At 69.4% G+C, this 23,425-nt stretch carries 24 protein-coding genes and 1 pseudogene; 20 read left to right on the forward strand and 5 right to left on the reverse strand.

Translation table 11 applies throughout. The features are described 5' to 3' along the window. Positions 1 to 308 precede the first annotated feature (308 nt). From Aco03nite_RS25285 to Aco03nite_RS54145, 4 genes are all read left to right on the forward strand, one after another. Positions 309 to 1,328 (forward strand): NADP-dependent oxidoreductase, encoded by a 1,020-nt coding sequence (locus Aco03nite_RS25285; RefSeq protein ID WP_203798544.1) that lies wholly within the window; start codon positions 309 to 311, stop codon positions 1,326 to 1,328. An 86-nt stretch (positions 1,329 to 1,414) separates the two neighbouring features. Further along, positions 1,415 to 1,921 (forward strand): MarR family winged helix-turn-helix transcriptional regulator, encoded by a 507-nt coding sequence (locus Aco03nite_RS25290; protein WP_239145414.1) that lies wholly within the window; start codon positions 1,415 to 1,417, stop codon positions 1,919 to 1,921. Positions 1,922 to 2,060: 139 nt separating this feature from the next. Then, positions 2,061 to 4,448 carry a class III lanthionine synthetase LanKC gene (gene lanKC / locus Aco03nite_RS25295; RefSeq protein ID WP_203798546.1) on the forward strand — a complete coding sequence of 796 codons (2,388 nt, stop codon included), beginning with the start codon at positions 2,061 to 2,063 and terminating at the stop codon, positions 4,446 to 4,448. A gap of 16 nt (positions 4,449 to 4,464) precedes the next feature. Then, on the forward strand, positions 4,465 to 4,590 hold the full coding sequence (locus Aco03nite_RS54145) for a hypothetical protein (RefSeq protein ID WP_275415900.1): 126 nt from the start codon (positions 4,465 to 4,467) through the stop codon (positions 4,588 to 4,590). Positions 4,591 to 4,719: 129 nt separating this feature from the next. Here the strand turns inward: Aco03nite_RS54145 and Aco03nite_RS25300 are convergent, their stop codons facing one another. Continuing rightward, positions 4,720 to 5,325 (reverse strand): TetR/AcrR family transcriptional regulator, encoded by a 606-nt coding sequence (locus Aco03nite_RS25300; RefSeq protein WP_239145415.1) that lies wholly within the window; start codon positions 5,323 to 5,325, stop codon positions 4,720 to 4,722. A 107-nt stretch (positions 5,326 to 5,432) separates the two neighbouring features. Between Aco03nite_RS25300 and Aco03nite_RS25305 the strand changes: the two genes are divergently transcribed. The 4 genes from Aco03nite_RS25305 (at position 5,433) to Aco03nite_RS25320 (ending at position 8,549) form a co-directional block, all read left to right on the forward strand. After that, positions 5,433 to 6,185 carry an SDR family NAD(P)-dependent oxidoreductase gene (locus Aco03nite_RS25305; RefSeq protein WP_203798548.1) on the forward strand — a complete coding sequence of 251 codons (753 nt, stop codon included), beginning with the start codon at positions 5,433 to 5,435 and terminating at the stop codon, positions 6,183 to 6,185. Positions 6,186 to 7,007: 822 nt separating this feature from the next. Further along, on the forward strand, positions 7,008 to 7,394 hold the full coding sequence (locus Aco03nite_RS25310) for an STAS domain-containing protein (protein WP_203798550.1): 387 nt from the start codon (positions 7,008 to 7,010) through the stop codon (positions 7,392 to 7,394). Positions 7,395 to 8,018: 624 nt separating this feature from the next. Further along, positions 8,019 to 8,342 (forward strand): cupin domain-containing protein, encoded by a 324-nt coding sequence (locus Aco03nite_RS25315; protein WP_203798552.1) that lies wholly within the window; start codon positions 8,019 to 8,021, stop codon positions 8,340 to 8,342. A gap of 54 nt (positions 8,343 to 8,396) precedes the next feature. Next, entirely contained in the window at positions 8,397 to 8,549 is a 153-nt protein-coding gene (locus Aco03nite_RS25320) for a hypothetical protein (protein WP_203798554.1), read from the forward strand. 345 nt (positions 8,550 to 8,894) lie between these two features. On the opposite strand, the gene Aco03nite_RS25325 is transcribed toward Aco03nite_RS25320, so the two are convergent. Beyond that, on the reverse strand, positions 8,895 to 9,617 hold the full coding sequence (locus Aco03nite_RS25325; RefSeq protein WP_203798556.1) for an SDR family oxidoreductase: 723 nt from the start codon (positions 9,615 to 9,617) through the stop codon (positions 8,895 to 8,897). 101 nt (positions 9,618 to 9,718) lie between these two features. On the opposite strand from Aco03nite_RS25325, the gene Aco03nite_RS25330 reads away from it, so the two are divergent. The 5 genes from Aco03nite_RS25330 (at position 9,719) to Aco03nite_RS25350 (ending at position 14,683) form a co-directional block, all read left to right on the forward strand. Continuing rightward, the gene (locus tag Aco03nite_RS25330) at positions 9,719 to 10,546 is read left to right on the forward strand and encodes a helix-turn-helix transcriptional regulator (protein WP_203798558.1); all 828 of its coding nucleotides are present in this window, start codon (positions 9,719 to 9,721) and stop codon (positions 10,544 to 10,546) included. 208 nt (positions 10,547 to 10,754) lie between these two features. Beyond that, positions 10,755 to 11,120 carry an STAS domain-containing protein gene (locus Aco03nite_RS25335; RefSeq protein WP_203798560.1) on the forward strand — a complete coding sequence of 122 codons (366 nt, stop codon included), beginning with the start codon at positions 10,755 to 10,757 and terminating at the stop codon, positions 11,118 to 11,120. A 745-nt stretch (positions 11,121 to 11,865) separates the two neighbouring features. After that, positions 11,866 to 12,225, forward strand: coding sequence for a hypothetical protein (locus tag Aco03nite_RS25340; RefSeq protein ID WP_203798562.1), 360 nt, complete (start codon positions 11,866 to 11,868; stop codon positions 12,223 to 12,225). Between the two features lie 342 nt (positions 12,226 to 12,567). After that, the gene (locus Aco03nite_RS25345; RefSeq protein ID WP_275415901.1) at positions 12,568 to 13,416 is read left to right on the forward strand and encodes an MMPL family transporter; all 849 of its coding nucleotides are present in this window, start codon (positions 12,568 to 12,570) and stop codon (positions 13,414 to 13,416) included. Positions 13,417 to 13,639: 223 nt separating this feature from the next. After that, positions 13,640 to 14,683 (forward strand): PP2C family protein-serine/threonine phosphatase, encoded by a 1,044-nt coding sequence (locus tag Aco03nite_RS25350; protein ID WP_203798564.1) that lies wholly within the window; start codon positions 13,640 to 13,642, stop codon positions 14,681 to 14,683. Here Aco03nite_RS25350 and Aco03nite_RS25355 read toward each other — a convergent pair. Together Aco03nite_RS25355 and Aco03nite_RS25360 are read right to left on the reverse strand one after the other, a co-directional pair. Beyond that, a complete protein-coding gene (locus tag Aco03nite_RS25355; RefSeq protein WP_203798566.1) occupies positions 14,667 to 14,909 on the reverse strand; it encodes a DUF3817 domain-containing protein in 243 nt (80 codons plus the stop codon). The two genes, Aco03nite_RS25350 and Aco03nite_RS25355, sit on opposite strands and share 17 nt — an antisense overlap. Before the next feature lie 157 nt (positions 14,910 to 15,066). Further along, the gene (locus Aco03nite_RS25360) at positions 15,067 to 15,492 is read right to left on the reverse strand and encodes a hypothetical protein (RefSeq protein ID WP_203798568.1); all 426 of its coding nucleotides are present in this window, start codon (positions 15,490 to 15,492) and stop codon (positions 15,067 to 15,069) included. Positions 15,493 to 15,590: 98 nt separating this feature from the next. On the opposite strand from Aco03nite_RS25360, the gene Aco03nite_RS25365 reads away from it, so the two are divergent. From Aco03nite_RS25365 to Aco03nite_RS25395, 7 genes are all read left to right on the forward strand, one after another. Then, positions 15,591 to 16,541: a GlxA family transcriptional regulator gene (locus tag Aco03nite_RS25365; RefSeq protein WP_203798570.1), complete on the forward strand. Its 951-nt coding sequence runs from the start codon at positions 15,591 to 15,593 to the stop codon at positions 16,539 to 16,541. After that, entirely contained in the window at positions 16,538 to 17,890 is a 1,353-nt protein-coding gene (locus Aco03nite_RS25370) for a glycoside hydrolase family 43 protein (protein ID WP_203798572.1), read from the forward strand. The genes Aco03nite_RS25365 and Aco03nite_RS25370 overlap by 4 nt, the downstream gene beginning before the upstream one ends. Before the next feature lie 349 nt (positions 17,891 to 18,239). Continuing rightward, positions 18,240 to 18,629 (forward strand): hypothetical protein, encoded by a 390-nt coding sequence (locus Aco03nite_RS25375; RefSeq protein WP_203798574.1) that lies wholly within the window; start codon positions 18,240 to 18,242, stop codon positions 18,627 to 18,629. Between the two features lie 5 nt (positions 18,630 to 18,634). After that, positions 18,635 to 19,183 carry a hypothetical protein gene (locus tag Aco03nite_RS25380; protein WP_203798576.1) on the forward strand — a complete coding sequence of 183 codons (549 nt, stop codon included), beginning with the start codon at positions 18,635 to 18,637 and terminating at the stop codon, positions 19,181 to 19,183. Positions 19,184 to 19,251: 68 nt separating this feature from the next. Beyond that, entirely contained in the window at positions 19,252 to 21,300 is a 2,049-nt protein-coding gene (locus Aco03nite_RS25385) for a serine/threonine protein kinase (RefSeq protein WP_203798578.1), read from the forward strand. A 76-nt stretch (positions 21,301 to 21,376) separates the two neighbouring features. Beyond that, positions 21,377 to 21,694, forward strand: a complete 318-nt coding sequence (locus tag Aco03nite_RS25390) for a DUF8820 family protein (RefSeq protein WP_203798580.1) — start codon at positions 21,377 to 21,379, stop codon at positions 21,692 to 21,694. Positions 21,695 to 21,706: 12 nt separating this feature from the next. Continuing rightward, on the forward strand, positions 21,707 to 22,852 hold the full coding sequence (locus Aco03nite_RS25395) for a DUF6745 domain-containing protein (protein WP_203798582.1): 1,146 nt from the start codon (positions 21,707 to 21,709) through the stop codon (positions 22,850 to 22,852). 15 nt (positions 22,853 to 22,867) lie between these two features. Here Aco03nite_RS25395 and Aco03nite_RS25400 read toward each other — a convergent pair. Continuing rightward, positions 22,868 to 23,425: pseudogene (locus Aco03nite_RS25400) on the reverse strand (hypothetical protein); the annotation flags it as partial.

The following is a 23,425-nucleotide window of genomic DNA, read 5'->3' on the forward strand; positions in this document are numbered from 1 at the left end:
CTCTCCCGCGCGCCGGCTTCGCGGTCGATCTCGCTGTCTCTGCTTGTGTCGTGCTCGGTTGCGGGTTCGCCCCTGCCCTTTGACTCGGGCCCCTTGGCGTCTTGACTCGGGCCCTTGGCGTCGATCTTTTGCCGGTGAGCCACGGCGGTTCCGGCCAGCATCGCCGTCGAGTCGAGGGCTTTCAGCCCAGCCTCCTAGGAAGCAGAGGCAATGCGACTCCGCACACAGTGGCCTTTTGATTCGAATTCGAAGCGTGCTACGGTTGGCATATGCTTCGAGTTCGAAGCAGTGACGAGATGAGGCGTGTGATGAAGGCAGTGCGATTCCATGAGTTCGGGGAGCCCGGCGTTCTGCGTTACGAGGACGTGGAGGTGCCCGTTCCGGCGGCCGGTGAGGTTCGGGTCAGGGTGGCGGCTACCTCGTTCAACCCGATCGACGGCAACATTCGGGCCGGGTTCATGCAGGGGCCGTTCCCGGTCCGGTTGCCGCACACGCCGGGTGTCGACGTCGCCGGGACGGTCGACTCGCTGGGGGAGCGAGTGACCGGGTTCGACGCCGGTGCCGAGGTCATCGCCTTCTTGCCGATGGCGGGCACCGGTGCCTCCGCGGAGTACGCGATCGTCCCCGCCGAGATCCTGGCCCCGGCACCCCGGAGCATCCCGCTGGCCGACGCCGCCGCGCTGCCGGCCGTGGGCTTGACCGCCTGGCAGGCGCTGTTCGACCACGCGAAGCTGTCGTTCGGTCAGCGTGTGCTGATCACCGGTGCGGGCGGCGCAGTCGGCGAGTACGCGGTACAGCTGACCCGGCGTGCCGGCGCCCACGTGATCGCCACGACCGGCCCGACCAGCAGCGATCGGGCGACCAGCCCGACCAGCGGCGATCAGGCGACCGACCTGACCAACGGCGATCAGGCGACCAGCCCGACCAACGGCGATCAGGCGACCAGCCCGACCAGCGGTGACCGTGCCCGCGAGTCGGGTGCCGCCGAGGTGTACGGCCCCGGCATCCCCGCCCTGTCGTCGCTGGTCGACGTCGTGGTGAATCTCGCCCCGGTGGACCAGGAGGAACTGGCCGGTCTGGTCGCCGTGATCCGGGACGGCGGTGTCCTGGTCAACGCGGCAGTGTGGATGCCCGCTCCCTCCGACGAGGCGCGGGGCGTGCGCGGGATCGACATGTACGTCCGCAGCGACCGCGAGCAACTGACCCGACTGTCGGCACTGGTGGACGACGGCGATCTGCGCGTCCGGGTGACCGGCCGCGTGCCGTTGGCCGACCTGCAGTCGGTCCACACCCGGGCATCGTCCGGCAAGGTGGTGATCGTGCCCTGACCCGCAAGAGTGGGCTGGCCCACGAGAGTGCGCCGGTCGGCGGCGGAGAGCCGGTCCGGGAAACCATGCTGACTAGGATCGGCACGGTGAGTGAACCGACACCCGGCCTGAGCGGCGAGCAACTCGGCGCGTATTTCTCCTTGATGGAGGTCAGCAGCTTCCTGCAGTACGCGGTGGAGGATCAGTTGCGGGCCGACGGCGACCTCAGTTACGTGCAGTTCCAGATTCTGGCCCGGCTGGTCGACGCGCCCGACGGCAGGTTGCGGATGACCGATCTTGCCGATGGTCTGGTCTACAGCCGCAGTGGCCTGACCTACCAGGCGGGTCTGCTCGACAAGCGGGGTCTGATCACCCGGTCGCCGTCGCCGGATGACGAGCGCAGCGTGATCGTGTCGGTGACTGGTGCGGGGCGGGACGTGATTGCGCTGGTGATGCCGGGGCACGTGGCGGGGGTGCGGCGGCTGCTGTTCGACGCCATGGCCGATAGTGATCTGGCTGCGCTCGGTGGTGTGCTGGGGCGGGTGCGGGATCACATGCGCGCGGTGCCGCCCCGGTCGGCGAAGCCGCGCGCCAAACGTACCCGCGGCAATTAAAGGTCTTTTGTCGTTTTTTAGTGCGATATGGTGGGCTGGTGGGTGTCCAGCATGCTGACTTCTGCCCGCCCGGCACGGTGTTTTTTGATCGTGCCGGTGGTGGCGGCGCGGCCGAGTTCGCCCGGCCGGTGCCCGGCCGGTGCCCGGCGGCTGGCGCGAGATCGTCGACGGCCCGTGGCGCCACCTGTGCCCGACCGGCGGTGAGCTGCCCGAACAGGGCTGGAAAGTGCACATATCGGCCACCCCGGACACGGCCGGCGCGGTGCTCGACGCGGTCTACGGGTGGTGTGCGGCCCGCCGGCTGCCGTTCAAGCACCTGCGGTCGCCGCGCGAACTGCTCCGGGCCAACGGGAAGTACGCGCCCCGAGGCTCCAGCGGCAAGTTCGTCACCCTCTACCCGGCCGGGGAACAGCAGCTCACCGACGTGATCGGCGGGTTGGGGGAGCGGCTCGACGGGCTGCCCGGGCCGTACATCCTCAGCGATCTGCGGATCGGCGCCGGCCCGCTGCACGTGCGGTACGGCGCGTTCCGGCGGCTGGAGCTCGACGACGGCGACGAGACGCGACCGGCGATCCGGACGCCGGCCGGTGAACTGGCGGAGGATCGGCGGGCGCCCGGGTTCCACGTACCGCAGGGGGTGGAACTGCCTGAGGCTCTGCACTGTCATCTCACGCAGCGTGGTCGTGGCGAGTTGCCGTGGAAGATCACCGGGGCGCTGCACTTCTCCAATGCCGGCGGGGTGTATCGGGCGGAATGCAGCGAAAACGGCGAGATCCTGGTGAAGGAGGCGCGCCCGAACGCGGGTCTGGACGATTCCGGGACCGATGCCGTGCAGCGGTTGCGGCGGGAGCTTGCCGCGCTGACCGCGCTCGCCGGGATTGCGGGCATTCCGCGGGTGTTCGGGCTGCGGACCGTTTGGGAGCATCTGTTCCTGGCGCGGGAGATGCTGCCCGGCGTCACTCTGGGGCGGTGGTTGTCGCGGCACTATCCGCTGGCCGGGAATGCCGATGCGGTGGCCTACCGGGTGCGGGCCCTGGCCGTCGCGGACCGGCTCGACGATCTGGTGCGGCGGGTGCACGAGCGCGGCTGGGTCTTCGGTGACCTACATCCCGGCAACGTTCTGATCGACGATGATGATTGTCCGTCGTTGATCGACGCGGAGCAGGCGTCGCCGATCGGGTCGGGTGTGCGTCCGGCGTTGGCCGCTCCGGGTTTCGCGCGGCCGGGATTGGCGGGGGTGGATGCCGATCGGTGGGCCCTGGCCGCGATCCGGTTGTGGCTGCTGGTTCCGTTGGCGCCGATGGCCGAGTGTGCTCCCGGGACTCGTGCCGGGCACGTGGCGGCTGCGGCTCGCCGGTTCGGGTTGACACGCCCGGCCGCTGACGATCTCCGCACTGATCTGGCGCTTCCCGATCAAGAGCCATGCGAGATCACACCCGATTTGCTGGTACGGGCGATCACCGCAAGCGCGACTCCCGAGCGTGACGACAGGTTGTTCCCGGGTGACCCGCAACAGTTCACCGACGGTGGCGCCGGGTTCGGTCACGGGGCCGCCGGGGTGTTGTATGCGCTGCACGCGGCGGGTGCCGTCCCGGAACCGGAGCATGTGGACTGGTTGCGGGCTCACGCCGGGACCGGCCGGTCGGTGCGGGCTCACGGGATTCCCGGCAGGCCGGGGCTGTGGGCGGGCGGGCACGGCACCGCCGTCGTTCTTGATCTTCTCGGTCATCCGGGTGACGCCGACGAACTGCTGGAACGGTGCGTTCCGTCTCCCGGCCGTCCGCCGCGTCCGGGTCTGGCCGGCGGGTTGTCCGGGATCGCGTGGGCGCTGATGCGGATCGCTGTGCGGCGCGGTGACGGCCGGTTGCTCGGGCGGGCGCTCGACATGGCCCGGCGGGTGACCGCGCTGTCCGAGGAGGCGGCGCCGGCGGCCGGGTTGATGCGGGGTTGGACCGGTGCGGCGCTGCTGTACACCGCAGCCTACGAGCAGACCGGGGATTCGTTCTGGCTGGACGCGGCCGGTGTGGCGCTGCGGCGTGACCTGCGGTTCTGTGTTCCGGTGGAATCGGGTGGCCTGCAGGTGCCCGTGGGGCGCCGGACGCTGCCCTATCTGGATCATGGCAGTGCCGGGTTGGCGCTGGTCACGTCACGTCTGGCCCGCCATCGCCCGGACGACCCGGTGGTGTCGGCGCTGCCTGACCTGCTGGCCGGTTGCCGGCACAGTTTTGTCGTCTATCCGGGTCTGATGTCCGGCCGGGCAGGTCTGATTCTGGTGGATCCGCAAGCCGATCCGTCGTCCTTGGACCTGTATGCGACCCCGTTCGGCGGTGGAACAGCATTTCCGGGTACCACGCTGCGACGTCTTTCCATGGATCTGCACACCGGAACGGCCGGCGTTCTGCTGGCCTTGGTGAGTAGGCAATCCGCCACCGCCGATCCCGGATTCACGCGAGCCGCATTCCTGCCGGACGTGACAAGTGCCGGCGTTCTACCAACCTCGGCATCGTCGGCATCCCGCCGACCCTGATGAAAAGGAGAATCACATGATCGACATCCTCGAACTCCAGGAACTCGAACTGGAGGAGGACGCGAACGACGCTGAGGACGCGGACAACGCCCTCCAGAGCGTTGTCCAGAGCGCGCTCAGTCTGGTGATCTGCGAGATCTAACCCGGTAGCGGCTGCCCGCCGGTCCGCCCGGCGGGCAGCCGCCAGCTTCCCGGAGTTCCAGATCTCCCGCTTTCCGGGTTCCGCCGTCCCGGCCCTGCCTGTTGCTTCCCGTCTCCCCGCCTGCGCCTTCTATGTGGGCCAGCTTTTCATCGCGAATTCGGCCACCTGCTGGAGATCCTCGCGGGTGGCGCCGCCGGCGGCCTGCACGGCGATGCCGTTGGCCACGGTCATGACGTAGCGGGCGAGCACTGCCGGATCGGTATCCGGCGGCAGGTCACCGTCGTCGGCGGCCTGCCGGAACCGGGTGTGCAGGTAGGCGCGGCCCTCGTCCCGCCAGGCGGCCAGGATGTCCCGCGCGACCCGCCCGGACTCGCCGGCGGCGAGTGACCCCTGCACGCCGAGGCAGCCGGCCGGGCATCCCAGCAGGGTGGACGCCTGCACGGAGCCGGCGAGGAACGCTTCGGCCACCTCGCGGGCGGTGTCCTTGGCGAGGGCGCAGGCGACGTACGCCGCGGGGCCTTCGGTGTATCGCTGCAGGGCCTTGCGGAACAGGTCGTCCTTGTTGCCGAAAGCCGCATACATGCTGGTTTTGGTGATGCCCATGGTGGTGGTCAGGTCGGTCAGGCTGGCGCCCTCGTAGCCCCGCTCCCAGAACAGCAGCATGGCCCGGTGCAGGGCGGCGTCGGTGTCGAAGCCCCGGGGCCGGCCCATCGGCACCTTGCGTGTCACATCCACCCCGCGATCCTACCCCTTCTGTACCGACCGGATCGGAACTGCTACGGTCGACTTCAGTACCGATCGGTGCCGAAGTTTCAGCAGTTAGTAATCCTGGAGGCAGAGCCATGCGCAGATTCGAAGGCAAGACCGCAGTGATCACCGGTGGCGGCACCCGGGGCATCGGGCGGGCCACCGCGGCCCGGCTCGCCGCCGAGGGCGCGCACGTCTTCATCACCGGCCGCCGCAAGACCGAACTCGACGAGGCTGTCGAGATCCTCGGTGCGGAATCGGTCACCGCGGTCCAGGGCGACATCACCGACCCGGCCGACCTGGACCGGCTCTACGGCATCGTCCGCGAGCGAGGCCGGGGTCTCGACGTGCTGTTCGCCAACGCGGCACACGCCTCGTTCGCCACCATCGAGACGATCACCGAGGAGGACCTCGACCGGGTGTTCGCCGTCAACGTCAAGGGCACCATGCTCACCGTGCAGAAGGCGTTGCCGCTGCTCAACAAGGGTGCGTCGGTGATCCTGAACGCGTCCACCGCTGCCGACAACGCCACCGCCGCCTTCGGCGCCTACGCGGCGAGCAAAGCCGCAGTCCGATCCTTTGCCCGTACGTGGGCCAACGAACTCGTCGGCCGCGGCATCCGGGTCAACGCGATCTCACCCGGCCCGACCGACACCAACGGCATCGAGGAGCTCGTCGGCCCCGCCGGCGCCGCCGCCTTCAAGGACCGCGAAGGCGCCCGGATCGCCATCGGCCGCATCGGGCAGCCCGAAGAGGTAGCCGCCGCGGTGGCGTTCCTGGCCTCGGACGACAGCAGCTTCATGCTGGGCGCCAACCTGTACGTCGACGGTGGTGAGAACCAGATCTAGCGCCCGATGCGCGCCGCCGGTGGCCCACCGGGGCGTACCGTGAAAGCGGATGCGTCGCGTCGGGTTGCCGATCTCCGAGCCTGAGGGATCCCCATCTCGGCATCGCCCACATCACGGGCGATCAGCACGAGATCATGACCCCTCACTCCGGAGGACCTCCGCACCATGCACACCGACGTCTCCTGGGCCATCGCCCCTCTCCACATAGTGACCGGCCCGGTGACCACCACCCCGGTGGTCCCCGGCCCGTCCCTCCCCACCCCACCCGCTTCCACCCTGACTGTTTCCAGCCCGCCCGTTTCCACCCTGACTGTTTCCAGCCCGCCCGTTTCCAGCCCGGCTCCCGCGGGCCCCGCTCTCTCCAGCCCTGCGCCCGCCGGTTCAACACTCACAGGCCCTACTCCCTCCATCCCGGTGCCCACCGGATCAGCACCCACGGGCCCGGCACCCGCGAGCCCTGCTCTCTCCAGCCCTGCTCTCTCCAGCCCGGTGTCCGCCGGTTCAACACTCACGGGCCCCGTACTCGCCGGCTCAACACCCACGGGCCCTGCGCCCGCCGGCTCAGCCCCCGCGGGCTCTGTTTCGGTCGACCCGGCTGTCGCCAGCCGGACTCCGGCCGGGCCAGCGGGAACCGGCTCTGTTCACGTCGAGTCGACTCTTGTCGGCCCGATTTCAACAGGCCCAGCGCCTACCGGCTCCGTTTCCATCAGGCCAGTTCCTGCTGGCCTAATGGTCGGCAGCCCGGTCCCTGCCGGCCCGGCAGTGAACGGCCCGGCAGTGAACGGCCCGGTAAGGATCGGCCCGATGGGCACTAGTCGGGGCGTGCTCGTCTCGGAGCTGGCCGACCAGTTTGCTGAAAGCTCATTCCCCGACCAGTTTGCTGAAAGCCCAGAGACCGCCGGCTCGAGGACTGCCGACCGGACTGCCGGTTCCGTCGTGGTCATCGCGATCACCGGCGAGATGGACCGTGACAACTGCGCCGAAGCGCGGGTAGCCGTCGGCGAGGTCCTGTACCGGGACACCCCGGACCGCATCGACCTGGACCTGAGCCAGGTCACGTTCCTCGACTCGGCCGGAATCCGGTCCTTGCTGCTGTGCCGCCACGACGCCCGCTCGCGTGGTTGCGAGCTGAGCATCACGGCAGTCCACCCGCACGTGCATCAGGTATTAGCCATCACCGGCCTCCTGGACGAGTTCGGTCTGAACTGACCCGCACATATCCGGGCGCAAGCCATCCCCACCCACCCGGCGGTGTCGGACAAGCCATCCACCCGGCGGTGTCCTACAGCCATCCACCCGGCGGTGTCCTACAGCCATCCACCCCGCGGTGTCCAACAAAGCCAGCCACCTGCACCCCGCTCCTGACCGCCCCGGCCTATGCCACCCCTACCCACCCGGCGGTATCCAACAGTTGTCGCCCTCTGTGCCCGGCACACCGTTCCGGCGACGTGAGCCTCAGCGCCTGGCACCGTCGCGGCGGTGGGAGCCTCACAGCGCCCGGCACCGTCCCGGCGGCGGGAGCCTCGCAGCGCCCGGCATCGCCCTGGTGGCGTGGGCCTCAACGGTCCACGACTCTCGATTCTCCTTCCGTTTTCAGCCTTCACTGCGGAAACAGCCGAGTCCAGATCGGCGGCCGCCACTGTGACCCGTTGACCTGTTTCGAGCTGTCCGGTGGCGATTCCGTGAACCGGAGCCCCGCGCCCAACTGCCCCACCGGAGCCCCGCGCCCAACTGCCCCAAGTGCGCAACTCCTCCTGGTGCAGGACTTCAGTCCCGCCGCGATCGGGCCATTCGGCGGCGGTGGTACCGGGTCCACGGTGTCAGGCTCCCCATATGAACCTGACCGAGCTGGCCGGCCAGCATCTCGACATCGCCCGGGCGGCGACTTCCGGGCGCAGCGCCCACACCGTGCACGGCGGCCAGGGCACCCGGCTGCGGCAGGTACTGATCGCTCTGGCCGAAGGCCGTGGACTCGACGAACACGAAAGTCCCGGCGAGGCAACCCTGCACGTATTGCACGGACACGTCCGCTTGATCGTCGGCGCGACCACCACCGACGGCGTCGCCGGCGACCTGATCGTGATCCCCGACGCCAGACACGCTCTGGACGCCTTGGCCGACAGTGCGGTCCTGCTCAGCGTGGCCCCAGGGGTTTGATCCCGGGGTGTACGAGCCTCCTCCCCGGGTACCCGACCCATGAAGGAGGCCACCATGAAGATCCGAGAACCAGCACAACAGCCAGACATCAAACAACAGCCAGACATCGAACGCCCCATCGACTTGAACGACAACCCAGTGCAGAAACACCCCAAGCCCGACGAGCAACAACCAGAAACACCAACTCCTCCAGAGCCCACAGACTGACCCGACCCGCAGGGCCCACAGACTGACCCGCAGAGCAGGCGGATCGACCGGCAGAGCCCGCAGAGTCTGCAGAGTTCACAGGCTGTTTCGGCGAGCCCGCAGGCTGTTCAGCGAGCCGACAGACTGATCCTCGAGCAGTCTCCGCGAGCAGTCACAGGTCAGCCCCATCGCACCAGCCCGGTGGTCGCGGGACGGTCTGGTGAATCGCCTGCGTCGCGTGGAACCGACGGTGGTCATTGGTGCGTTTGTGGAGTTGTGCGGCGTACCGAAAAGTGGTTTGGAGTGCCTCCGTCGAACCGTGTGTCGGTCGCATCGCGTGACCGCCTCGCCTGCCGGGGTTGGGTGTCAGAACGGGAGTTGTCGCATGTCGTCGGCGAAGACGCAGCCGGTGGGGCCGTCGTCGGGGAGGGTGGCCAGGGTGACGCTGACCGTGGCGCCGACGACGGCCGTGCGGTCGCCGGTGTGGCGGGTCAGGTCGGTGGCGCAGTGGCCGGGGATCGCGGCGTTGATCTTTACGGGGGTGTCCTTGAGCTCCTTCGCATACATGACGGTGGCCATGTTCACCGCCGTCTTGGACGCCGGGTAGACGATTGCCGCCATCGCCGACAGCGGGTTCGTGGGGTCGGTCATGGAGGTGAAGGAGCCGACCTCGCTGGAGACGTTGACGATTCGTGCGGACTTCGACGCGCGCAGCAGTGGCAGGAATGCATTCGTCACCGCGACCAGACCGAAGACGTTCGTCTCGAACACCTCCTGCAACGCCTCTCGGGTGGCCTCGCTCGGGCCGCCGCGTGATCCGACGACACTGCCGGTGATGCCGGCGTTGTTCACCAGCACGTCGAGCCGGCCGTAGTCGTCGGTCACCAGCTCGGCGGCCTGGGCGATCGAGGCGTCGTCGGTCACGTCGATCTGAATCGCCACCGCACCCGGCAGTTGGGCCGCCGCCTTCTCGCCGCGGGCCAGGTCGCGCGAACCCACCAGCACGGTCATGCCGCGCTCGGCGAGCAGCCGTGCGGTCTCGAATCCGATTCCTTTGTTGGCGCCGGTCACCAGCGCGATCGTGTTCATACGGCGATGATGTCCGCGTTTCGCGACGGCAGGCAGGGACCAGTTGATGCTGGTATAAGCAGTACCACCCTAAGCGATCCGGGACGGGGCATCCTTGGGCCATGGAGAGGGCGGAGCTGGCAGCATTCCTTCGATCACGGCGCGTCCGTCTGCAGCCTGCCGATGTCGGGCTGCCCGATGGCACTCGTCGTCGCACCCCGGGTCTGCGGCGTCAGGAGGTCGCACAGCTGGCGGGCATGTCGATCGACTACTTGGTGCGCCTCGAGCAGGGGCGCGGTCCGAACCCATCCCGGCAGATCCTGGCCTCGCTCAGCCGGGCGCTGTTGCTCGATCGCGACGAGCGTGACTATCTGTTCCGGGTGGCCGGTGTCGAGCCACCGGCGGTCGACGCTCCCTCGCCGGATGTCGCCCCAGCGATCCGTTGCCTGCTCGACAGTCTGTACGGGGTGCCCGCCTACGTGGTCGACGTCAAGTACGAGATCCTCGCCTGGAACAACCTGGCCACCCATGTGATGGGCGACCTACTGACCCCCGATCGCGCCGACCGCAACATGATCCGATGGCTGTTCGGGCACCCGCTCACGGCTGAGCACTGGGACAGCGAGTCGGCCGACGCGTTCACCCGGTCGACGGTTGCCGACCTGCGCGCGTCCTATGCACGTCATCCCGGCGACCCGGGTTTGTCCGCCCTGGTCACCGAGATGTTGGGCACGTCGCCACCGTTCGCCGCGATGTGGGCCGAGCACGATGTCGAGGTCCGCCGCCGCATCATCAAACGGGTGCAGTCGGCGCGGCTCGGCGAGTTGGAGTACGAGTGTCAGGTCCTGCATCTGCCGGACACCTCCCAGCGGCTGATCACCTACTGCTCCGAGCCCGGTTCCCCGACGCACACCTTGTTCAACACCCTGACGCCTGCTCTGCGGCTCTGAAATCGGTCGGCTGCTCCCGGCGTCGATAGGAAGGCGGTGATTCTTCGTAGCTCGCTCGGTTCGAGTTCAGTGGGTGGTGCGTACCCCGAACGGGGTCATGAACCGCCGAGTGGATCCGGGACGGCATGTCCCCGAAGGGAAAGCGCCGTAAGATTCGGTCGACGCCTTCAGCAGTGAGGGACCACCCGTGAAACCTGACAGGGGTCCTATGAGCTTGCGCCGATATGAATTCGCCGACATCCCGGCCACCCGTCTCGACATCACGGTGGCCGAGCCGGCACCGGCTGCGGACCTGCTGGTCACTCTTGCCGGAGAACTCGACGCCGACGAAACCGAAGGGCTGCACACCACACTGTCGGCAGCGCTCGTCACGCATGCTCCCGCCCGGTTGCGCCTGGACGCCTCAATGTTGACGTTCATCGACTCCGGGGGTGTGCGGGCTCTGCTGCAGTGTCACGACATGGCCGCTCGGGCCGGTGTCCCGCTCCTGATCGAGCGGGTGCACCCCAACGTCTATCAGGTTCTGGAGATCACCGGCCTGGTGGAGATCCTCGGAGCGACCCGGGTCTCCTGATCGGAGTGCTTCCGGTGATGCGTTTGGCGCTGTACCTGGCGGTGGCGATCACTGCGGCGATGCGCCGTGCCAATCGCGTGCTGACTCTCGGGCGGAAGAGCCAAGACACCGTGCGGGTACACCGTCAGGATGGCTGAAGTGCCCTCCGCAGCTACGGTTGACCGCCTCGAATCTGACTTGGCCGCCCCGAAAATCGTCGAGTCGTCTGGTGCCTGAGCCGCTGGGACTGGCCGTTCAGCCGGGCCAAGGATGACCTGCCGGGTCCGTTTACTCGGATCGACTGCGGTTCTCCGGCCTGGGCCGTCGCTCGGGCCGGCCTGTCGAAACGGCTGAATACGCGGTCGTTGTTGGGGCCGCTCTGACCGTGATGGGATGCGTGCCGATTTCTGGGCCGCCGCTCGTGATGCCGGGTGTTCCGGGTCGGATCGAGTTCCCTCCCCAATGGGTCGGTGCCCTGGTTGCCGACCGGGACGACGCGCCGCGGCCAATCTCGCAAACAGCCGAAACTTGTTCCTTGGTGTGGCCTGCTCCATCCGGAATGCGGGCGCGTGACCGGCTTCACTTGAGCCACTGTGGATGTTGGCGGAACACGGTGACGGCACGGCCCTTCCGCTGGATCCGATCGTGCCCTCTACTCGTCTCGGGCCGCAAAGGCGCTGGTGGCGGACCCTGTCCACTGGAAGACGGTCGCTTCTCGCTGCTACGGTGCCAGCTCGCATATTCATCAAGATCACGGGGAGAAACTGTGCGTTCACTCAAGGCTGTCCTGGGAACCGGCGTGATGACCGCGATGCTGGCCCTGACCGGCTGTTCGAGCAGCGACGCCGCCGCCTGCCAGGCCATCACCGCCGAGCTGAAGACCATCGCCGACACCGGCATGAAGCAGATCTCGGACCCGGCCGCACTCGCCAAGACGTACACCGACGGCGCGGCGAAGGTCCGCGAAGAGGGCGCGAAGGCCGGCGGCGACGTCCAGTCCGCCGCGGACTCCCTGGCCACCGTGATGGAGGACTTCGGCAAGACCCTGACCGCGGGCAACGGCCAGATCCCCGACGCCGGCGCCTTCAGCAGCGCCAGCGTCAAGGTGGCCGAAGCCTGCGGCTGACCCCGCGTGGAGGCCTCCAACTGGCCGGCCTGATGGCCTGCTGCTGACCCAGCATGGAGGTCTGCTGTTGGCCCGGTGTGGATCAGGCCTGCGGCTGACCCGAGAAGCTGACCGTCCTTTTAGACCGGCTCATCTTGTACGGCTCGGGCGGCTCGTCGGTTTGGCTCAGCCGGCTCATCTTGCCCAGGCTCAGCTGGGCGCGTTGCTTGCTTGGTCGGGTTGGTTGCTCGCCTTGTTCGGTTCGCCTTTCCGCTGCTCGGGTGGCTCTTCAAGCCGCCCGAGCACTGAGGCATCAGCCGGGGCGGGCCGTTCTCTCCGGGTATTCGGTGTCGTCCAGATCTCTTGGCCACCGTTCCGAGTTGTTGTCGGATCGCCGTTCGCCGGGGCGCCTGTTCCGTCGAGCGGACCGACGGGGCAAGGGTTCGACGGTCCGGCTCAAGTGCTCGCTGGCCCTGTATCGCGAAATGGTTCCCGCTCGGGTGGCCAAGAGCAGAGGGTTGCGCCCTAGCCAACCAACCCGGGGCTCAAGATGGCTGGCCAGCAGATCTCCGGCCAGCCGGTCGTCCCCTCGGCGTTGGGATCTCGTGGTCCAGGCCTGCTGACGTCTCCGATGCGCTCGGTGAGCGGTTGCCGCTGTTCGTGGCAGTCGTGGTGGGGTTGTCGATCCTGTTGTTGACGGTGCTCTTCCGGTCGCTGGTGATTCCGTTGAAAGCCGCGGTCCTCAACCTGCTCAGTGTCGCAGCGGCCATGGGCGTCGTTGTCCTGGTCTTTCAGAACGGGGCCTTCGGGGTTCCGGCGGGCCCGATCGAGGCGTACGTCCCGGTCATGATCTTCGCGATCGTGTTCGGGCTGTCGATGGACTACGAGGTGTTCCTGATGGCTCGCATGCACGAGGCGTGGGAGCGCACCAGCGATGCTGCCGGTGCCGTCAAGGAGGGACTGGCCACCACCGGGCGGGTGGTCACGGCTGCCGCCGCGATCATGGTGGTGGTGTTCGGGGCCTTTCTGCTCTCGCCCGACCGGATGTTGCAGCAGTTCGGCCTCGGGCTGGCCGTGGCGGTGCTGATCGACGCGGTGATCATTCGGTGTCTGCTGCTGCCGGCTGTCATGCACCTGTTCGGTGCACGTGCCTGGTGGCTGCCGTCCGGGCTGGCCCGGCGTCTGCCCCGGCTCGCCCTGGAACACCGGTGACCGCGGACATGCCATACGGAGCCGTAGACCACGGATTGCACGCTGCAGGGGCGAATTGTGGGGCGGAGCGCGGACGGCGATGTTCGAACAGGACAGGACCGGTGACTACGGCAACCGGGCAGAGCCGGGGTTTGCCTGAGGAAGCGGGATCGCACCGGAGAGTTCTCCGGCGGAGTGCCGACCGTGATGAAGTGGGCGCCTGGTCTGGAAGGGAGGAACCAGCATGGTGACGATCAGAACAGCGGACTGGTGGATCGCCGGGCGCCGGTTGACGGTGGCGGCGGGCAGCGTCGTGGGGAACCGGTATCGGGACAACTTTGACGTTCTGCACCTCGGGAAGGAATCGCCTCTCGCGGTGGTGGCGGACGGGATGGGGGACAGCGCGGGAAGTACTGCTGCGGGCCGGACCGCCGTCGAGGTGTTCGTCCGGGAAGCGGTTCCCGGCAGTGGGACGACGGCCTTGCGTAAAGCGGTGGCCGAGGTCCAGTGGGCGGTCCACCAAGCAGGGATCGCCCTGTCGGGTCTGACCGGCTGCACGCTCACGGCTTTCATCGCCGATACCAACCCGGCGGGCGCTGCTGGCCGGGCCGGCAACGTCAGGCAGACGCCCGACACTGGAGGGACGGCCGGCAGCAGCCCGGTGAGCAGCAACGGTGGGCCGAGCGGCGACAGTGGGGATGGCGGGGCGCGCCGCGGCGACGGGGCGAGCGGCGACAACGGGGCGAGCGAGGACGGTGAAGCGAGCGGCGACAGCGGGGCGCGCGGGGACGGTGGGGCGCGCGGTGACAGCGGGGGAGACCGAGAGGATCAGATCGGTGGCGAGAAACAGGGCGGAGGGTCCGAGGGTGATCCGGGCGGTGGGGAAGCGGGCGCGTGGATCGTGCAGTTGGGGGATTCCCGGGTCTATCGGGTGCGGGACGGCTGTCTGGAGCTTCTGACAGCTGATCACACCGAGGCCTGGCTGGGGATTCTCCACGGCTGGTATGCGCCGGGATCACGGGAGGCCTACTTCGCGCGGCATCGGCTCACCCGGTATGCCGGGCACCCCGCTATGCCGGAACCCGACCTGCTGAACGTCAGCCTGCGGGCGGGGGACCTGCTTCTGCTGTGCACGGACGGGGTCTCGGACCAGATCGACGACCGTGTGCTCGGGCAGTTGCTGGCCGGGACGGCGACGCCGGCGGTGAAGACGGAACGGCTGCTGGCCCGCACGCTCGACAACGGGGGTGACGACAACGCGACCGCCGTGATCATCGAGGTGTCGTAGGACGGGGAGCGCCTGTTCGGGGCGGGGTCAGGCTGCGGAGGACGAGGATGCCGCCGATTCCGGGGAGTAGTGCCACGAGACGGGTGACGAGGGAAGCCCGGGGGTGGCGTAGTGCGAAGACCACCACGATCAGGTAGGCGCAGCCGTGCACCGGACCGCCCAGCGACGTGATCACCGGAAGGTGAGCGGTGGCCAGGTTGAGCAGCAGGACCGTGAGTGACAGCAACTCGGCCCAGGACGCGCGCGCAGGAGCGGGTGAGGGGCCAGCGGGGAGCCGGGCACGGCAGGTCGGGAGGGGAACGGGGCGTCGGTGGCGGTGGGTTGGGTGGGGACACGAGAGGCGGGTGTGGCGGGCTGGTCGGGGCTTGGGGAGTCGGGCATGGTCAGGCTCCCGTCGTCGAGCCGGGATGAATGATCATCAGGACGGTCACGGTGGCCCAGAGGAGGTTGAAGATGCCGGTCACCATGCCGAGACGGGACGGCGGGAACGGCTCTCCGGCCAGCACGCTCTGCTGGCCGGGCAGGATCACCAGGGCCAGGATCAGGGCGGCGGCACCGGTCAGCGCGATCGACGTGAGCAACCAGGCGTCGCCGAGGACACCGAGGCTGCTGGCGGTGGCCAGGCCGAACACCGGCACGGCGATACCGGCCATGCTGTACACCCGGCAGATCCGATGTAGCAGGCGCAGCGTGGTGTGGCGATCGGTGGCACGACGGGCCGCGGCCGGGAACATGCTGGCGGCCACGGTCACCGGGCCGATCGCGATGATGACGGCCAGCACGTGCAGGGAAAGGAGGGGCTTTGTCACGACGAGAGACGCTATTGGGGCTTTTCCCGACCGGGAACAGGCTGGATTGCCGTGCTCCGACGGATGCTGGCCAAGTGGTTCCGCGTAGGGTTCCGGCCATGCACGTGGTAGCCGTTCTGGCGCTGGACCAGGTCATCCCCTTCGATCTCGCTACTCCGGTCGAGGTGTTCAGCCGGGTTCGGCTCGCCGACGGCACACCGCCCTACGAGGTGCGGATCTGCGCCGGCACGGACGAGGTCGACGCCGGTGTGTTCACCCTGCGCGCGCCGTGGGGGCTGGACACCCTCGGGCAAGCGGACACGATCATCCTGCCGGGGTGCGCGGATGTGGACGTACCCGTACCGGCGGAAGTCGTTGATCTTTTGAAGGAAGCCGCCGCCCGCGGCGCCCGGATCGCCTCCATCTGCGCCGGCGCTTTCATCCTGGCCGAAACCGGGCTGCTCGACGGACTGCGCGCCACCACCCACTGGATCGGCGCCGCCGCGCTGGCCGCCCGGTACCCGCGGATCGACGTCGACCCGAACGTCCTCTACGTCGACAACGGACAGTTCCTGACCTCGGCCGGAGCAGCCGCCGGACTCGACCTGTGTCTGCATCTGATCAGACGCGACCACGGCTCGGCGGTCGCCGCCGACGCGGCCCGGCTGTCGGTGATGCCACTGGAACGCGAAGGCGGCCAGGCCCAGTTCATCGTGCCCGAACAACCGCCGACACCACGCGGAGCCGGCCTGGAACCCCTGCTGCGCTGGATGCAGGAGAACACCACCACCGACCTCACCCTCGCCGACCTGGCCGCCCAGGGCGGGATGAGCATCCGCACCCTGAACCGGCGGTTCCGTGAACAGACCGGGACGACCCCGCTGCAATGGCTGCTGCGCGCCCGCATCCGCCGCGCCCAGCACCTGCTCGAAGCCACCGACCAGCCGGTCGAGTCGATCTCCGGACAGGTCGGATTCGGGTCACCGACCGCCTTCCGTGAACGGTTCCGGCGCGTCGTCGGGACCAGCCCGCACGCCTACCGATCCACCTTCCAGGGAGCCCGCAGATGAGTGTTCCGGTGATCGCCGGTTTTTTCCCCGACCCGACGGTGTGCCGGGTCGGCGACGACTACTACCTGGCCTGTTCCAGTTTCGAGTACTCGCCCGGGGTGCCGCTTCTGCACAGCCGTGACCTGCGCCGATGGGAGCACATCGGCAACATTCTGGACCGGGTCGACGCCGCGGAGCCGTCCCAGGGCATCTACGCGCCGACGCTGCGCCACCACGACGGCCGCTTCTGGATAATCACCACCGACGCGAGCCGGATCCGTGACGGTCACCTGATCACCCACGCCGAACGGCCGGAGGGCCCGTGGAGCGACCCGGTGTACGTCGCCGGAACACTCGGCATCGACCCGGATCTCGCCTGGGACGACGCCGGGAACTGCTACCTGACCTACGCGAGTTTCCAGGAAGGCGGCGGCATCGTGCAGGTGCTCGTCGATCCGGGCACCGGCAAGACACTCGGCGACACCCGCCTGGTGTGGCGCGGCACCGGCATGACCAACGTCGAGGCGCCGCACCTCTATCAGATCGACGGCGTCTGGTACCTGGTCGTCGCCGAGGGCGGCACCGAACGCGGCCACGCCGTCACGATCGCCCGTGGGCCGGCGCCGGACGGGCCGTTCGAGTCGTGCCCCGGCAACCCGATCCTGTCGCATCGCAGCACCGGCCATCCGGTGCAGAACACCGGCCACGCCGACCTGGTCCAGTCCGCCGACGGCACGTGGTGGGCGGTCTACCTCGGTGTTCGTCCGCACGGCTTCACCCCGCACTTCCACGTCAACGGCCGTGAGACGTTTCTCGCCGCGGTCACCTGGACCGACGGCTGGCCGGCCTTCCACGAGCCGTCCCCACCGGTGACCCCGATCGATCATTCCTTCACCGACGACTTCACCGGTCCGGTCCCGCATCCACGGTGGGTGACCCCGGGCCGAGACCTGACTTGTGTACGGGTACGCGATGCTCGGTGGCATGCCGAAGCCGTCATCGACCCCGATGCCGGACCGGCCCGATTCGTTCTGCGTCTCGACGACCGGCACTGGTACGGCCTTGTCGCCGAACCGGGCCGGATCAGTGCCGTGGCCCGCATCGGTGATCTGGAGCAGGAGGTCGGTTCGGTGCCGGTCACCGCGGGCCCGGTCACGCTGCGGATCGCCGCCGTCGACCCGGCGAACCTCGGCGCGATGAGCGTCACGGTCGGGCCCGACGACATCGTCCTGACCGTCGGGGACACCGAACTGGCGCGCCTCGACGGGCGATACCTCTCCACCGAGGTAGGTGGCGGATTCACCGGCCGGGTCCTCGGTGTCGGCCCAGGTCGTCCGGATCTGTTCACCTACACCTCGATTCAGCCCTAGTCGAAGGGCCTCGATCCGGCGTCACCGCCCCGACCGGCACGTCCTGGTCCGGCAGGATCCGCTGCGCGACGTCAGATAGGCGTCCCCGACGGCGGCCGTTGCCCGAGGTGGTGCCGGCGGCGGTCCGGTGGATCTGTGGACGCGGACCTTGCGGGGGCCGAACAGGTCGCCCCGGCGGTGTCGCGTAACCGGGTCAGGTCCCGGGCCGAGGCCGTAGTGGCTTGATGGCTTGGTGGCTCAGTGTCCGCGTTGAGTCGCCGCCATGGAGGTCACCACCGCGGGCCGGGGGAACCGGGTGGTGCGGTGGGGCGTCCGAGTCTTGGCGATTGACTTCATGAACGGGGATGCCATGTCGGGGACGAAGCTGGTCGGCGGCGTGCTCGCGGTGCTGCTGTTGTCGGCGTGTGGGGCGGGGCCGGTGGCCACGCCGCGGCCGGTCTCGTCGGTGGGGACTTCGGGACTGCCGGACGGGTGGCGGTGGGAGTCCTACGGGGGAGTGCAGGTCGGTGTTCCCGGCGACTGGGGCTGGGGTGAGCGGGGCCTGCGGCTCGACGCCTGGTGCATCGAGCAGGACCGGCCGCCGGCCGTGGTCAGGCCGACCGCTGCGACACCGCTGATCGGGTGCCTGGGCGACGACACGGTTGTCAAGAACACCGGCCAGCTGGTCGCTTTCGGTCAGAGCGACACCGCCGACCGGTCGACCGCGGGTGGCGCAGGAGCGGCCAGCACTGGAAGCTGAAAGGGGTGGAAGTCGTCGTTCAGGCGCCGGAGGTGACCTGGGAGCAGATCGTGGCGACGATCCGGGTGAGTTACATCGACGTTTATGGTTGTACGGCGGGGCATGCGATCGCGGGGAATCCGGCTGCTCGGCCGGGGCGAGCCGTTGATGTGAGCACTCTGCGTGACGTCACAAGTGTTTCGGTCTGTCGATATGATCTTGCCGAGGGTGTGCTGCTGTCCGGGTGGCGACTGGACGGGGACGATGCCGCCCGGGCGGTTCGGGGCATTGCCGCGGTCCCGGTCGGCGGGGAGACCGACCGGCCCGGTGACTGTGATGCCGAGTACGCGTACGGCGAGGATGCCGTGGTCCTGCGGGTGCGGTCGTCGGCGGGGGAGAGCGACGTGCTGTTGCGGTACGCGGGCTGCGTCGGCAACGGGTTCGACGACGGGGTTCACCGGCGGGCGCTCGGGCGGGCCTGGGAGCCGTTCACGATCGGGCCGACCCGGGTGCTGGCGCTGGAGGCGGACGTGCCACCGAGCGCGAGCACGACCCCGCAACCGGGAAGTAGTTAGGTGACGTGCGTTCCACCCGTACCGCAGGAGATTTGATCGGGGGTTTGCTTCGGGTAAGTTGCGATCCCGTGGCAGACCCACTGCGATCAACCGATCCGCGGACCATCGGGCGATATCGGACGCTCAAGCGCCTGGGGCAGGGCGGGATGGGTTCCGTCTTCCTCGCCGAGGACCCGGCGAGCGGGCGGCTGGTCGCGGTCAAGGTCATCCGGCCGGAGTTCGCGCACGAGCCCGAGTTCCGGGCCCGTTTCCGCAGCGAGGTCAACCGGGCCCGCCAGGTGCCGCCGTTCTGCACGGCCGAGGTGCTAGACGCCGACCCGGATCACGAGACGCCGTACCTGGTGGTCGAGTACGTCGACGGCCCCAGCCTCGCCGACGTGGTCACCGAGCAGGGGCCGCTGACCGGCGGCAGCCTGCACGGCGTGGCCGTCGGGGTGGGCGCCGCGCTGGCCGCGATCCACGGCGCGGGCGTCATCCACCGCGACCTCAAACCCCGCAACGTGCTGTTCGCGCTGGGCACCCCGAAAGTGATCGATTTCGGTATCGCCCGGCCGCTGGAGCCGACGAGTTTCCACACCCGCGCGGAGGAGGTCGTCGGCACGCTGGCCTACATGGCGCCGGAGCGCCTCGACCCGGAGACCGACCGTGGGCTCACCCCGGCGGTCGACGTCTTCGCCTGGGGCGCCGTCGTGACGTATGCGGGCACCGGTCGCACACCGTTCGGCGGTGACAGCCCGGCGGTGACCGCGGCCCGCATCCTGACCCAGCCGCCGCGCATCCACGATCTGCCGCCCTACCTGGCCGAACTCGTCACCGCGGCACTGGAGAAGGAGCCGGGGAACCGGCCCACCGCACCGGAGCTGCTGGATCGGCTGCTGGTCACCGGCGGGCCGAGCGCGCCCCCGCTCCCGCCTGATCTGCAACGGTCAGCCGAGGCGGCCCAGCAGTCCGGCCGCTACCAGACCGGGCCCCGCAGACGCGCCGGCCGCGGCCGTCTCCTCGGCGTGGTCGCCGCCGTCACCCTCACCGCCGTCGGCGCCGCGATCGGCACCGGAACCCTGCTGCGACCGGGACTGTCCCCGGCGAGCGCACCGACACCCGGCGCCGGCCCGGCGATCAGCGGCCCGGCGCTCTTCGACACCCTGGGCAGGGAGGCGTTCTTCGGCGCCGAACCGGAGGCGTCCGGCAGCTGCACGTACCAGAAAGGGCTGCGTGTGCTCGCCAAGCCCCGCGACGACGTCTCCTCCCCGGCGTTCGCCGCCGAGCCGACCGGGATGCAGTGCCCGGACTACCTCGCGACCGTCTTCCCACCGAGCCAGAACATCACCGTCCGGGCCACCCTCGCCAACGACCAGGCGTGCGCGGCGATCTGGTTCCGGGCCACCGAGGCCGACGGCCCCGCCGGTTACCGGGTCAAGATCTGCGCGGACCAGGTCGAGCTGACCAGCAACACCAACCGGGTCGGCGCGACCACCATCGCCGAAGTCAAAAGAGACACCTCCGCCGGTACGGCACACCGGATCGGTGTGATCGTCGACGCCGACAACGACCAGGCGATCGTCAGCATCGACGGCGCCGAGGCCCTGCGCGGACCGCTCACCGAGGACAGCCTGGTCAGCGGACAGGTGATGTTCGGCTCGGTGGCCGCGCCGAAGACCCGCTCCACGGTGACCTTCACCGACGCCGAGCTGCGGTCCGGCACCGATCCCGCGGTTCCGGCCGCGCCGGCGTACCTGACCGGCGACGACGCCTTCACCGCCCGGACCGACATGGTCTACAACGACGGGCGGGTGGCCATCTTCGAGAAGGTCGAGGTGATCACCGGCAAGGAGTACTGCGACCGGTTCGGGCTGGAGAACACCTCACCGCAGTGTGACGTCGCGTACACGACGGTGCCCGGGCGGATCAAGGTCACCCTGCCGATCGCCGCGAAGCCGCAGTACTTCGATTTCGTGTCGAACCCGGAGAAATGCACCGACCCGCAGACCCGGGCCGCGACCTGCCGGGTTCCGTTCAGCGACTTCGCCGTCATCCAGGACAGCGCCAAGGACCAGCAGGTCCATCTGACGATCAAGAACGGCGAAGTGGTCGCGGTGGCCAAGCTGAACCTCGGCTGACCCGCCGCACGGAAACTTGTCGTACCCCCGCGCTAGGTTCCTTCCGACAGAGCGAGAGCTGCGCGGGAGGCTGCGGATGTACCGTCAGGGCGATGTGCTGATCATCCCGGTGGGTGAGGGCGACGTGCCCGCCACCGCACCGGTTCCCCGTGACCGCCGGGGCCGCATGGTCCTGGCCCGCGGCGAGGCCACCGGTCACGCCCACGTCGTCGGCGGTCCCGGGCTGCGGCTGCTCGCCGACCTCGACGACCCGGAGCGCATGTTCATCGAGGTGCCCGAGCACGGGCGGGTCAGCCACGAGGAGCACGGCCCGATCCCGCTGCCCCGGGGCCACTACCGGGTGGTGCGCCAGCGTGAGTACATTCCGGGCGCGTTCCGCCCGGTCGCGGACTGAGAGGGGCGCCTGATGAGACTCACCCACGAGCAGGAGGCGATGGCCGCGGCCATCGAGGACCAGTGGCTGGCCGCCGCGGTCGAGACCGGGTCCGCGGTGCGCGAGGCCGCCGAGGATGGAGTACGCGTTCTGTACGCCCGGGCAGGGCTCCAGCCACCCGCGCGTGTCTACTGGTTCGGTTCGCCGCGGGCCGGAGCCGCCGCCGCGGCCCTGCTCTGCGGGGCGGTGAAACCCGGCCCGGACCTGCCGTCCTGGTTCGCCGCGGTGCATGCCGACCTGCTTCGCCAGGGCTGGAGCCCGCAGGACACGGTGGGGCGTTCGGTGCGCCGTCAGGTTCGCACCGAGCCGTGGGCTCAGGCTCGCCGGACCGCTCTGCAAGCACTCGGCGCGGACGGCTGGGCGCAGCTCAGTGCCGCCTCCGGCCGTCGCTCCTGGGGTCTGGTGATGGACCTGATCGCCGGCCGGCTGCGGGCGCGTCTCGGCGAGGACCTGGTCGCTGACCTGGGCACCGGCGCCCGCACGACACTGCTCGACGCGGTCTACGGGCAGCACGACGGCACCTGGCTGTGCACGTTCGAGGCCGCCGACCGGCTGGTTCCCGAGGCCGGGCTGATGCACCGGCTGGGCGGGCTCGCCGAGGTGGCCCGGCAGGCCGGCTGGTGGTGGGCGTTCGAGGACGCCGTCGTGCTGACCGAGCGGCCCACCCTGCTGGCCCGCGACAACGTCGGTCGCCTGCACCGGGGTGAGGGCGCGGCCATGGAGTTCACCGACGGCTACGGCCTGTGGGCGTGGCGGGGCATGCCGATCCCCGGCGATCTGGCCGCCGAGCTGCCCTCCCTGACGATGGAGCGAATCCGCAGCGAGGAGAACGCCGAGATCCGCCGGGTGATGCTGGAGCACTTCGGCTACGAGCGATATCTGCGCGAGGCCGGAGCCCGCAGACAGGGCACCGACGAGACGGGCACGCTGTGGTGGCTGGACCTGCCCGGCGACGAGCCGCTGGTGATGGTCGAGGTGGTCAACTCCACCCCCGAACCGGACGGCACCTCACGTGTCTACTGGCTGCGCGTCCCACCGCGGACCAGGTCGGCGCGGGCCGGGGTGGCGTGGACGTTCGGGCTGACCGAGGAGGAGTACCAGCCGTTGATCCAGACGTGATGCCACCGGCGAGGTTCATGACCGGGGGCGGTGCAGCGACGTCGCGGAGAGGACCGTGGCGGGCAGGAGGTCGGTGCGGCGGCGGGCTGTTCCGGCGAGCAGGTCGGCCACCTGGATCCGGGGATCGGCGCGGGAATCGGCCATCACCAGGCCGGCCAGCGGTGACATCCCGGTCACCGGGTCGGCCACCGCTTGACCGAGACGGGTCAGGCGGTCGGCGGTGAGGGCGCTCTGCTCATCGTGGATCACCAGGACCCGGCGCTGCTGAGCCGTGCCCGGGTCTGGGCAGTCCCGTCCGTCCGGGGTCGGTGGCTGCCTGCCGCTCCAGAACAGGATGGTTTCGGCCAGGGCCGGGAGCAGGGGTTCCAGCGGTGGCGGAATCTCCCGGTCGTCGCTGTCCAACCGGTCCAGGATCTCCGCGATCCGGTGCCGGTCAAGCCGTGCCAGGACGTCCGCAGCGCGGGCGCCCGGCCCGGGAGCAGCACGCGGCGCAGCGGTGGCGCCAGCACGCGGCGCAGCGGTGGCGCCAGCACGCGGCGCGGCGGTGGCGCCAGCACGCGGCGCGGCGGTGGC

Source organism: Actinoplanes couchii (assembly GCF_016862075.1).
Classification (GTDB): domain Bacteria; phylum Actinomycetota; class Actinomycetes; order Mycobacteriales; family Micromonosporaceae; genus Actinoplanes; species Actinoplanes couchii.